This window comes from Pseudomonas sp. R3-56 (assembly GCF_051132075.1).
Taxonomy (GTDB): Bacteria; Pseudomonadota; Gammaproteobacteria; order Pseudomonadales; family Pseudomonadaceae; genus Aquipseudomonas.
The window spans coordinates 3,248,824-3,259,638 of sequence record NZ_CP071657.1; the positions used below are offsets into that span (position 1 = coordinate 3,248,824).

A 10,815-nucleotide genomic window follows, 5' to 3' on the forward strand; every position below is an offset into this window, starting at 1 on the left:
CCCTGGAGAACTAACGTAATGGAACTGTTCAGTAGCGCAGCGGCCACAACCGCGCACGCTGGCGAAGTCGTTGCCAGAGGCGCGCAAGGCCCTCCGGTTCCTTGATCAGGAACAGGATGATCAGCGCGCCGAAAAACATTTTTTGCAGGTTTTCCACCTGGCCGGCATCGATCAGCCCGCCGGGCAGCAGCGACACCAGGTTGGAAAGCAGCACCGGAAACAGCACGATGAAAGCCGCCCCGAGGAAGTTGCCCAGCAGGCTGCCAAGCCCGCCGATAATGATGATGAACAGGATCTGGAATGAGCGATTGAGATCAAAGCCGTGGGGTTCGACGGTGCCCAGGTAGGCGAAGGCCCAGAGCGCGCCGGCCACGCCGAGGTAAAACCCGCTGATGGCAAAGGCCAGCAACTTGGTTTTCGCCAGGGGAATGCCGATCACCGCCGCTGCCGTGTCCATGTCGCGCACGGCCATCCACTGGCGCCCCAATTCGCTGCGCACCAGGTTCTTGCCCAGCCAGAACAGCGCCACCACCACCGTCAGGGTCAGCAGATAGCGGCCGGCCGGCGCGTCCAGGTTCACGCCGAAAACATCCAGGCGCGGCGCGCTGATCACCCCCGACGCGCTGTCGTTGGAAAACCAGCCAAAGCGGGTCAGCGTCCAGGTCACGAAGAATTGCGCCGCCAGTGTCGAGACCAGCAGATAGAAGCCCTTGATGCGCAGGCTTGGCAGGCCGAACAGGAGCGACACCAACGCCGCCGTCAGCCCGCCCAGGGCAATGCTGAACACCAACGGCAAACCGTTGACACGCACTTCAAGGTTGTACGTGGCGAACGCCCCCACGGCCATGAACGCCGCAGAGCCCAGGGACAACTGCCCGGCGTAACCGGTGAGCAGATTGAGCCCCAACCCGGCCAGGGACAGCACCAGAAACGGAATCAATATCGCGCTGAGCCAATAGTCATTGCCCAGCCACGGCACCACGACGAACGCAACCAGCAGTAGCGCCGCCAGCCCGTGGCGATCCTGGCGCAAGGCAAAGACCCGGCGGTCCTCGGCATAACGTGTGTTGAACTGGCCTGCTTCTCGATAAAACATGCTGCTCTCCTAGACCCGTTCGATGGCGCGTTCGCCAAACAGCCCGGCCGGACGCACCAGCAGGAACAGCAGCGCCAGCGCGTAGGGAAACCAGTTTTCGATGCCGCTGCCGATGAACGGCCCGAGATACACCTCCGCCAATTTTTCCGAAGCTCCGATGATCAACCCACCGACAATCGCCCCGCTGATCGAGGTAAACCCGCCGATGATCAACACTGGCAAGGCCTTGAGCACCACCAGCGACAGCGAGAACTGCACCCCCAGGCGAGCGCCCCAGAGCAGGCCGGCGACCAGCCCGACGAACCCCGCCACCGTCCACACCACCACCCAGACCCGCTGCAAGCGAATACCCACGGCCAACGCCGCCAACGGATCATCCGCCACCGCCCGCAGCGCCAGCCCCAAGCGGGTCTTGTTGAACAGCCAGGACAGCAACGCCACCAGCGACGCGGCGGTCAGCGCGGCGAAAATGTCGAACTGCGACAGCAGCATTCCACCCAATTCCAACGGTTCATCACTGATGCCCAGATTCAGGCCATGCACCTGGGCACCCCACAACGCCTGGGCGAAACCTTCGATGACATAGGAAAGCCCAAGGGTGGCCATGAACAGCGTGATCGGCGATCGATTGACCAACGGGCGCAACACCACACGCTCCACCGCCACGGCGATCAGCAGCATCGCCACCAGGCTGATGAGAAACGCCAGCCAGAACGGCACGCCGCGCTCCAGCAGGCTGACGAAGGTCAGCGCCGAGAACAGCACCATCGCGCCCTGGGCAAAGTTGAACACCCCGGAGGCCTTGTAGATCAGCACAAAACCGATAGCCACCAAGGCGTACATCACCCCGGCCAACAGCCCGCCAATCAATACTTCAAAGAAAAATTCCATAGCGTTTCCTGTTTTGCGGGCGCAGCTTGCCGACCCTTCCTGACGGAAAGGCGTCGAATTGCAAAAATCAGTGTCGGGTGCCGAGGTAAGCCGAAATGACCTCGGGGTTCTGCCGTACCGCATCCGGGGCGCCGTCGCCGATCTTGCGACCGTAGTCGAGCACCACCACGTGGTCGCTGATGTCCATGACCACGCCAATGTCGTGCTCGATCAACACCACCGTGGTGCCAAGCTCACGATTGATATCGACGATGAAACGGCTCATCTGCTGTTTCTCCTCGGCGTTCATGCCTGCCATGGGTTCGTCCAGCAATAACAACCGCGGCTCCGCTGCCAGGGCGCGGGCCAGCTCCACGCGCTTCTGCAGACCGTAAGGCAAGGTGCCCACCCATGCGTCGCGCCACGGCTGCAAACGCAAGAACTCGATGACCCGCTCGGCCGCTTCGCGCTGGCGGTCGTCCTCCTTACCGGCCCGCCCAATACGCAACGCCTGCTCGATCCAGGTACTGCGACGCTTGAGGTTGCGCCCGGTGAGCACGTTGTCGAGCACGCTCATGCCCTTGAACAGCGCGATGTTCTGGAACGTCCGGGCGACGCCCCGCACCGCCACGTCGTGGGCGCGCATGCCGCGGCGCTCGCGATTGTCGAAACGTATGCGCCCTTGCTGGGGTTGGTAGACCCCGCTGATGATGTTGAGCAATGAACTCTTGCCGGCGCCGTTGGGGCCGATCAAGGCGCAGATCTCGCCGGCGGCAACGCTGAAGCTGATGTCGGTGATCGCTTTGACGCCTTTGAACGACAGCGAGATATTGTCCAGCTCGAGGAGCTGCGTGGCGGCCGTTCGGGTCATGTGGTCGCCTCCTTCCAGGCGCGTTGTGATTGGCGTTCGTCCCGTTCATTGGTAGTGGACGCCAACGAAATCGTCGGCACCTCCCAATGGGCCGCACTCTCCCACTGGCGGACGTTGATACCCAAGGTGTCAAAAAATGCCTGGGTCTCAGGCTTTAGCGCATCACCCACCAGCAACGGTGCGTGGATTCGTGAAAACCCAAGCACGTCGCGCAGAGGCCGGCGCACCAGCCAATGACCGATGAACCTTCGCAACGGCCCCGGACGTGCCGCCAGGGCCCAATCCACCAGTCTGCGTGCCCCATCGCCCGGTGCCGGTAGGCGCTCCAGCACATAGCCGTGCAGACGCTCGTAGGTTTCCCGGGTGCCGGCCACCAGCGTCGGGCCCAACTCACGTCGGTCGCGGTCACGGGTCGCCAGGTTTTCCGGGAAGTTCAAGCGGAAACCGGCGATCAGCCAGGGCGCGAGCAGATACCGCGCCTGGCCGCCCGAGGCGAAACCGCGCGCCGCCAATGCTTCCTCCTGCCGTCGCAGTCCTTCGCGCTGTACCAGTTGCTGCCCGTGTTGCAACAGCTCGGCGTGGCTGATGCGTTGTTGCTCGATGGCTTGTGGCCCCCGGCGATAGAAAACGAACGCCGTTTGCTGCGCATGTGCCAGCGGGACGCGTTCATCGAGCGTCTTCGCCTCGATCAATGTGGCGTAATCCAGCGCCTGATCAAACGCGACCGAGCCTGACAGTCCGCGCTTGTCCAGGTAGATCACCACGCGGGGGGCCACCTGCGCCGCGCCTAGACGCGACAATTCTTCGTACCCCTCGGCCAGGACAAAATCCGGCTGCAATTCGCCGAGCAGTTCGACCTGCCCCGCGACTCGGTCCAACGGATCGAACAGGCTCGCCGCACCACCCAGCCATTGCGCCGCCAACGCCGCCACGATCGCCTGTGGTGTCGGGCGACTGATGATCGTCAGGGTCGCGCCCACCGAGAATCCCCGAGCTTGCAGGGCACTCGCCAGACGCTGCACCTCATCGGCCAGCTGCCGCCAGGTCCGCACCTGCCAGACCCCCAGGTGCTTGTGGCGCAGGGCGACGTCCGTACCGTGCTCCAGCGCCTGTCGATGCAGCCAATGAGGCAACGTGTCGAAGGATTCAATGAGCGTGCCCATGCTGCCTCCCCGCCTAAGCGACCGCCGCCGTCTTGACCGTCACTTTCCCCTGCTCCAGCTCGCGCACCAGCGGCAGGACCCGCTTGCCGAAATACTCGACTTCCTCCTGAAAGTGCAGGAACGCGGCCAGTACCAGGTCCACTCCCACGGCTTTCAAGGCGACGATGCGCTCGGCAATCTGCCGGGGTGTGCCGATCAGGTTGGTCTTGAAACCATCGTTGTATTGCACCAGGTCTTCGAAGCTGGACTTGGCCCAGTTACCCTCGCCTTCGGGGCTGGCCTTGCCGGCCTGTTTTGCCGCGTCGCCAAAAGCGTTGACGGCTTCCGGGTCGGCCTGGTCGATGATCTGGGCCAGCACCGCGCGGGCCTCTTCCTCGGTATCGCGGGCAATGATGAAGGCGTTCACGCCGACCTTCACCTTGTGGTTGTTGGCCGCCGCTTTGGTCCGCAGGTCATCGACCTGGGCCTTGACCCCTTCCACTGTGTTGCCGTTGGTGAAGTACCAGTCGGACACCCGCGCAGCCATGTCCCGCGCGGCCCGTGAGCTGCCGCCCTGGAAAATTTCCGGATGCTGCTGCAGCGGCTTGGGCTTGAGCGTGTAGTCGCGAAAGCGATAGAAATCACCGGCGAAGGTGTAGTTGTCGGTGGTCCAGATGCCCTTGAGCGTGGTGATGAATTCCTCGGAACGGCGATAGCGTTCATCGTGCTCCAGCCAGGGCTCGCCGATGGCGGTGAATTCGCCCTTGAACCAGCCGGACACCACGTTGATCGCCACGCGGCCGCCAGTGAGCTGATCGATGGTTGCGATCTGCTTGCCCAGCACCGAAGGCGTCCACGGCCCTGGCAAGACCGCCGCGATGACTTTCAGGCGCGTGGTGGCCGCCAGCAACGCGTGACTGAACGCCACCGATTCGTGCTGGTATTCGGCGCCATAACCGGCGGTAAAACGGATCTGGGTCAGGGCATAGTCGAAGCCGGCATCCTCGGCAATCTGCGCCAGCTTGCGGTTGTAATCGATCCCCCAGTCGGTGCGCTGCGGGATGTTGCTGACCACCAGCCCGCCGCTGACATTGGGCACCCAGTAGGCAAACTTGATCGTGTCCTGGCTCATTGCGTGTACTCCCGGCTCGTTGAGATATAGGCGTCGTCGCCTTTGTACAACGGCTAGAGCAGCAACCGTGCCACTTGGATTTTTCCTTTATTTTCAGTCAGTTAATTCGCCTACTCAGTTTTTCGACTGTCGTGCGGCGAGCAAGCTGCTGGATCGCTGTTGCACAGCCAACACCCGGCGTACTGCCGCGCAAAAGGTGGACTGTTGCCTGTCGAACAGTCGCCGGACAGATTGCTCGCGGGACGACAGCATTTATGCCGGAAAACCCGGCGAACCCCTTGTTTTCATTGGCTTCGAGCAGCGGCATGGAGCGTGCAATGGCTGTCGACAACGGCAGGCCTTGGCCTTGCCCGCCCTCTTTTCCTCAGAAGGAACACCGCCATGACCGCACAGCAACAATACCTGCCACATGTCCTTTCCACCGGCACCCACTACGAAGCCCTGGCCGAGCGCTTCCGGCCGATTTTCGCGCGTATCCAGGCCGGGGCGCTGGAACGCGAACAGACCCGCAGCCTGCCTTTCGAACAGGTGAAATGGCTCAAGGAAGCGGGTTTTGGCGCCATAAGGGTGCCGGTCGAATATGGTGGCGCCGGCGCCTCGCTGCCGCAATTGTTGCAACTGCTGATCGAACTGGCCGAAGCCGACTCCAACCTGCCCCAGGCGCTGCGCGGGCACTTCGCCTTTGTCGAGGATCGCCTCAACGCCCATGCCACCCGCCCGCAGGACGTCTGGTTCAAGCGCTTCGTCGACGGTGACCTGGTGGGCAACGCCTGGACCGAAATCGGCGCGGTGAAACTTGGCCAGGTCATCACCCGGGTTTCCCGCCAGGGTGACCAATGGGTGGTCAACGGCACCAAGTACTACAGCACCGGCAGCATCTTTGCCGACTGGATCGACCTGTATGCCCAACGCGACGACACCGGCGCCGACGTGATCGCCGCCGTCAGCGTTCATCAGCCGGGCGTCAGGCAAAGCGATGACTGGGATGGTTTTGGTCAACGGACCACGGGCAGCGGCACGTCAGTATTCGAAAACGCCGTGGTAGAAGACGAAAACCTCATCGACTTCTCCACTCGCTTCAAATACCAGACCGCGTTTTACCAGTTGGTATTGCTCGCCGTGCAGACCGGCGCCGGGCGCGCCGCCGTCCGCGACATCAGCGAACAGGTGCGCCAGCGCACGCGGGTGTTCAGCACCGGCAACGCCAGTGAAGTGAGCCAGGATGTGCAAGTCCAGCAAGTCATCGGCAGGGCCTCGGCCCAGGTCTACGCCGCCGAAGCCACCACCCTGCGCGCCGCCGATGCCTCGCAGCGGGCCTATCAAAGTCGCTTCGACCTGGACGCCGAGAAGGAACACACCGCTAACCTCCTCGCCGAACTGGAATCGGCCCAGGCCCAGGTGGCGGTCGCCGACCTGACACTGCGCGCCACCAGCGACCTGTTCAACGCACTGGGTGCTTCCGCCACCAGCACCAGCAAAGCCCTCGATCGCCACTGGCGTAACGCCCGGACGGCGGCTTCGCACAACCCGCTGATCTACAAGGAACGCATCATCGGCGACTGGGAAATCAACGGGACGGAGCCGCCGTATGTCTGGCAGATTGGTGGGGGTTCGAAGCAGCGTTGAGCCGGGCCGTGATCCAGTCCCGACTGTGCTTGAGCACGCGCTCGGCGATCGTCGTCGGGAAATGAATGAACCCGTGGGGGCAGGACGGTAGAAGATGCGCTTCAACCGTAGCGGCCCTGCCCCACAACTCAGCCAGGCCAAGCGTGTCGTCCCTGAGCGGGTCCAACTCGCCAGTGAACAGCAGCGCCGCTGGCATCCCCGTGAAGTCACCATAGAGCGGCGACAGCGGCGCCTGGCGTCGCTCCTCATCGCTCAGGCCCGGCGTCAGCAGGCGCAGGGCATCGACCATACCGGCCCCGTCCAACACCAGCGTCTCAGGGCCGGCGGCGTGGACGCTGGGGGTCCCGGCCAGATCGTAGACGCCGTAGTACAGCACCGCACCGCGTATGCGCCCAAGCAAATCCGGCCATTGCTTGAGCGCCAGCAGCGTTGCCACGGCCAAGTGGCCTCCAGCCGATTCACCCACAACGATCACCGGCAGATCGGCGAATTCCTCCTCCTCGCCCAATAGCCAACGCGCTGCTGAGAGGCAATCCTCCATCAGGCCTTCCACCGGTGTGCTGACCGCGAGCCGATAATCCACCGAGACCACCGCCACCCCGCACTCTTGCACCATGGCGATGTTGAACGGGTCATTCATCTGGGCATTGCCGATGACCCAGCCGCCACCGTGGAAATCCAGCACGACGCCTCTGGCTTTTCCTTTCGGCCGGATTATCCGCACCGGCACCGCGACGTCGCCCTTGCCAATCCGGCGTTTTTCAGCCAGCAGCCCATGCTTGTTCAACTTGCCGTCGCCGTTGATCTGACTGGCACGCAACAGCGCTTGAATGAGGCGCGGGGTGACACGATTGCGGATGCGAAAGCGTGGCAGCCACGCCAGTTTCCTGTTGAAACTGCGCACCTGCGCCAGCTCATTTTCGTCCGCTGGCCATAGCTTTGCGGTATTCAACGGGCGACTGCTCATCAGCGGTTATTGCGCAGGATCGAGAAGTTCAAGGCAGCTGCTACGCAAAGCCACGCCAGGTAAGGAAACAGAATCAAACCGGTGATCACGTCCAGGCGCAACGCCAACACCACCATCACGGCCACGACCAGCCAGAGCAGCGTGATCACCACCATACCGGCCAGGACCTGATGGGCGCCGAAAAACACCGGAGTCCACAGAGTATTGAGCGCAATCTGCGCCGCCCATAATGCCAATACAAATTGGCTCCCCGGGATCAGGCTCAAGCGATATCCGGCCCAGGCAAGCAGCAGGTAGATGACAGTCCAGGCCACGGGAAACAGCCAATTGGGAGGTGTGAAGCGGGGTTTGACGAGGGATTCGTACCACTGGCCCGGTTTGAAAATGACACCGGTGCTTGCCGCAGCGCAGCAGGCGAGGAGGAAAATAAAGAAGGTCATTGAGCGTCCTTGGCTGGGGGCGGTTGTCGAGGGACGAGCATGACAGGCAGCGGTTGGCTGCGATTCATTGCCATGTCCTTCTTCAAAGACTCGCTGGCCTTGGTAAAAATTCAACGCGTTCGGGGCACTTGTATCAGGAAGGAAGGTTGAGCGCTGGGCCTGGGGCCAGATCAATTGCCGCGAATCCGACAATTCGCCTACGCTAGGCCCATGACTGGGAGGGCAGTTGCCACCCACTTGGGAGCAAGAAATGTTCGCCAGACCTTTTTCCATCGACATTCCTGAAAGCGCACTTGATGACCTGCGCCATCGCCTGCAAAACACTCGACTACCGGTGCCACTGGCCGGCCAGGGCTGGAGCGAAGGCATGGACATGGACGTGCTTGGGGAACTCCTCCTCCAGTGGTCGACAACCTTCGATTGGCGTACGCAGGAAGCCGCGCTCAATCGTCTGCCGCAATTTGTCGCCACCGTGGGCGGGCAGCAGGTGCACTTCGTCCATCAGCGCGGCGTCGGGCCCAATCCGATGCCGCTTGTGCTCACCCACGGCTGGCCCGGGTCGTTCATCGAGATGCAGCGCATCATCGAACTGCTGACGGATCCCGCGAGCCATGGCGGTGATCCAGCCGATGCGTTCGATGTGGTGGTGCCATCCTTGCCGGGCTATACCTTTTCCGCGCCGTTCAAACAGGCGGGCCATGGGCCTTTCGAGGTTGCCGATTTGTGGAACGAGCTGATGAGCGGGCTCGGTTATGAGCGGTTCGGTGCCCAGGGCGGCGATGTCGGCGCGGCTGTCACCAGTTGGTTGGGCATGCGCTTTCCCGAGCGACTGACCGGCATCCACCTCAACTACATTCCCGGCGCCTACCGCCCGCCCCTGGGCGAAACCGACCCACCTTTGAGCGAAGAAGAAACCGCTTACCTGCAACGCATAGGCGCCTTCAGCGAAGCCGAAGGCGCCTATGCGCACATCCAACGGACCAAACCGCAAACCCTGGCCGTGGGCCTCAGCGACTCTCCGGCGGGGTTGCTGGCCTGGATGGGAGAAAAAATTCTGTCGTGGTGTGATACGAGCCCCGCCATCAGTCATGAATGGCTGCTGACCAATGTGACGCTCTATTGGCTGACGAACTGCATCGGTTCGTCGTTTCGCCCGTATGTGGAAGGCAGCAAGCGGCCCTTGCTGTTCAACAGCGGCGAGCGGGTGAAACCACCACTTGGGGTCGCGCTGTTTCCCAGGGAACTGCCGCTGCCGCCACGCAGTTGGGTGGAGCGTGGTTATAACGTCAAGCGCTGGACGCCGATGCCGCGCGGTGGTCATTTTGCTGCGCTGGAGCAGCCGGAGTTGCTGGCGGAGGATATTCGGGCGTTCTTTCGGGATTTGCGATGAGTTTTTCCGTCTTTAGTGTTCCGAAAATCATGTAGGAATTCGCAACCCGTGGCGAGGGAGCTTGCTCCCGCTGGGCTGCGAAGCGGCCCCAAATCAGCTACGCCATTTCGTCAGGCACGCCGCATCGCCTGGTTTTGCGGCGGCTGCGCCACCGAGCGGGAGCAAGCTCCCTCGCCACGGGGGATCGGGGCGTCCTACAGGTCGGTTGTGGGGGCTGGGTGCGACTTCTATAGTTGGGGCGTCACTGGTTTTGGCTGGTGGCTGGGTTTCGCAGCCCGACTGCAAAGGAAATGCACCGTCGAATGAAATTCAGGCAAACTTGCCCGCGTTCATTTTATGGCGGTTGCGCGCGGGAGATCTTCGGGTCTGCCGGGTTTTCCTTCCTCGGTCTGCGAACCCGCGCGCAACTGCCACCCGTTTGTTTCGCAGCGAAAAGGTGGCATTTCTTTTTTCTTGAAGGAAGTAACCTTATGACCGCTAATCATGCATCTGCCCGCTACACCCCCCTAACCCCGATCGCTACCACCTACCCTGTCCTGCTGATCGACACTCACGCGCCACTGCCCGAACTCCACGCCTGTGTCAGCGAGCGCCTGCACGCCACGCTCGATTACCTGACGCTGGTGGCCTGCTCCAGCCTGCGGGACTCATCCACCAGTGATATCAACACTCTGACCAACGTTGCCCGGATCCTCGTGCAGGACGTGGCCGACGTGTTCGGCGTCATTGAACGACGCGGTCTCGAAGGCTGACCCACTGTGGAAGCGAGCTTGCTCGCGGTATAGGCTGGCACTGAGTGCATATCCATTCCTGCGGTAACGGCTGCGAATGGTTTCGCTTTTACAGCGAGTCACTTTCGAAAAGCGCGAAAGTAACCAAAGCGCTTTTGCCCCACCACTCGGTGCCTCGCCTAGGCTCGGCATGCCCTCACTCCGGCATTGCTCCGGGGGCACGCCGCGAAGGGCCTTCCATGGCCCAGCGCGGCTACCTCGGCATCCATGCCGAGGTGCCCCCTCCACAATGCCTGCGTTCGGCCAGCGTGGTTAACGGGGCGCCGAAATCCACGTCCCCCACGAGGCGGCCTTCGAGCCGACCTGTTTTTTGGCGAATCGCGTTTCTCCTGTGGGAGCGAGCCTGCTCGCGAAGGGGCCGGCACATTCAGCATCTTAATTGGCTGATAGTCCGCCATCGCGAGCAAGCTCGCTCCCACACTGGATTTTCGGCGGATATAGATCTAACGGCACACATAGAATCCTGTGGGAGCGGGCTTGCCCGCGAAGA

General features: G+C 62.2%; 10 protein-coding genes. 3 read left to right on the plus strand and 7 right to left on the minus strand.

The window, feature by feature from the left end; genetic code table 11:
- Positions 1-28: 28 nt before the first annotated feature.
- From J3P96_RS14585 to sfnG, 5 genes are all read right to left on the minus strand, one after another.
- The gene (locus J3P96_RS14585; RefSeq protein ID WP_434651839.1) at positions 29-1,096 is read right to left on the minus strand and encodes a branched-chain amino acid ABC transporter permease; all 1,068 of its coding nucleotides are present in this window, start codon (positions 1,094-1,096) and stop codon (positions 29-31) included.
- A 9-nt stretch (positions 1,097-1,105) separates the two neighbouring features.
- Complete coding sequence (locus J3P96_RS14590; protein WP_434651841.1) at positions 1,106-1,987, minus strand: branched-chain amino acid ABC transporter permease; 882 nt, start codon at positions 1,985-1,987, stop codon at positions 1,106-1,108.
- Between the two features lie 67 nt (positions 1,988-2,054).
- Complete coding sequence (locus J3P96_RS14595) at positions 2,055-2,837, minus strand: ABC transporter ATP-binding protein (RefSeq protein ID WP_434651842.1); 783 nt, start codon at positions 2,835-2,837, stop codon at positions 2,055-2,057.
- Positions 2,834-4,000 carry an AMP-binding protein gene (locus J3P96_RS14600; protein ID WP_434651844.1) on the minus strand — a complete coding sequence of 389 codons (1,167 nt, stop codon included), beginning with the start codon at positions 3,998-4,000 and terminating at the stop codon, positions 2,834-2,836. The genes J3P96_RS14595 and J3P96_RS14600 overlap by 4 nt, the downstream gene beginning before the upstream one ends.
- 13 nt (positions 4,001-4,013) lie before the next feature.
- On the minus strand, positions 4,014-5,111 hold the full coding sequence (gene sfnG / locus J3P96_RS14605; protein ID WP_434651846.1) for a dimethylsulfone monooxygenase SfnG: 1,098 nt from the start codon (positions 5,109-5,111) through the stop codon (positions 4,014-4,016).
- 381 nt (positions 5,112-5,492) lie between these two features.
- On the opposite strand from sfnG, the gene J3P96_RS14610 reads away from it, so the two are divergent.
- A complete protein-coding gene (locus tag J3P96_RS14610; protein WP_434651848.1) occupies positions 5,493-6,737 on the plus strand; it encodes an acyl-CoA dehydrogenase family protein in 1,245 nt (414 codons plus the stop codon).
- On the opposite strand, the gene J3P96_RS14615 is transcribed toward J3P96_RS14610, so the two are convergent.
- Together J3P96_RS14615 and tspO are read right to left on the minus strand one after the other, a co-directional pair.
- Positions 6,679-7,704 (minus strand): alpha/beta hydrolase, encoded by a 1,026-nt coding sequence (locus J3P96_RS14615; protein WP_434651850.1) that lies wholly within the window; start codon positions 7,702-7,704, stop codon positions 6,679-6,681. The genes J3P96_RS14610 and J3P96_RS14615 overlap by 59 nt on opposite strands.
- A complete protein-coding gene (gene tspO / locus J3P96_RS14620) occupies positions 7,704-8,144 on the minus strand; it encodes a tryptophan-rich sensory protein TspO (protein ID WP_305494863.1) in 441 nt (146 codons plus the stop codon). The genes J3P96_RS14615 and tspO overlap by 1 nt, the downstream gene beginning before the upstream one ends.
- A gap of 250 nt (positions 8,145-8,394) precedes the next feature.
- Between tspO and J3P96_RS14625 the strand changes: the two genes are divergently transcribed.
- Together J3P96_RS14625 and J3P96_RS14630 are read left to right on the plus strand one after the other, a co-directional pair.
- A complete protein-coding gene (locus tag J3P96_RS14625) occupies positions 8,395-9,534 on the plus strand; it encodes an epoxide hydrolase family protein (RefSeq protein WP_434651852.1) in 1,140 nt (379 codons plus the stop codon).
- Positions 9,535-10,004: 470 nt separating this feature from the next.
- Positions 10,005-10,286, plus strand: coding sequence for a fructose-bisphosphate aldolase (locus J3P96_RS14630; RefSeq protein ID WP_434580987.1), 282 nt, complete (start codon positions 10,005-10,007; stop codon positions 10,284-10,286).
- Positions 10,287-10,815 lie beyond the last annotated feature (529 nt).

Excerpts from the sequence above, each read along its gene's own strand:
- J3P96_RS14585 (WP_434651839.1), bottom strand. The coding sequence starts at position 1,096 with ATGTTTTATCGAGAAGCAGGCCAGTTCAACACACGTTATGCCGAGGAC.
- J3P96_RS14600 (WP_434651844.1), bottom strand. The coding sequence starts at position 4,000 with ATGGGCACGCTCATTGAATCCTTCGACACGTTGCCTCATTGGCTGCAT.
- J3P96_RS14625 (WP_434651852.1), top strand. The coding sequence starts at position 8,395 with ATGTTCGCCAGACCTTTTTCCATCGACATTCCTGAAAGCGCACTTGAT.
- tspO (WP_305494863.1), bottom strand. The coding sequence starts at position 8,144 with ATGACCTTCTTTATTTTCCTCCTCGCCTGCTGCGCTGCGGCAAGCACC.
- J3P96_RS14630 (WP_434580987.1), top strand. The coding sequence starts at position 10,005 with ATGACCGCTAATCATGCATCTGCCCGCTACACCCCCCTAACCCCGATC.
- J3P96_RS14595 (WP_434651842.1), bottom strand. The coding sequence starts at position 2,837 with ATGACCCGAACGGCCGCCACGCAGCTCCTCGAGCTGGACAATATCTCG.
- J3P96_RS14610 (WP_434651848.1), top strand. The coding sequence starts at position 5,493 with ATGACCGCACAGCAACAATACCTGCCACATGTCCTTTCCACCGGCACC.
- J3P96_RS14590 (WP_434651841.1), bottom strand. The coding sequence starts at position 1,987 with ATGGAATTTTTCTTTGAAGTATTGATTGGCGGGCTGTTGGCCGGGGTG.
- sfnG (WP_434651846.1), bottom strand. The coding sequence starts at position 5,111 with ATGAGCCAGGACACGATCAAGTTTGCCTACTGGGTGCCCAATGTCAGC.
- J3P96_RS14615 (WP_434651850.1), bottom strand. The coding sequence starts at position 7,704 with ATGAGCAGTCGCCCGTTGAATACCGCAAAGCTATGGCCAGCGGACGAA.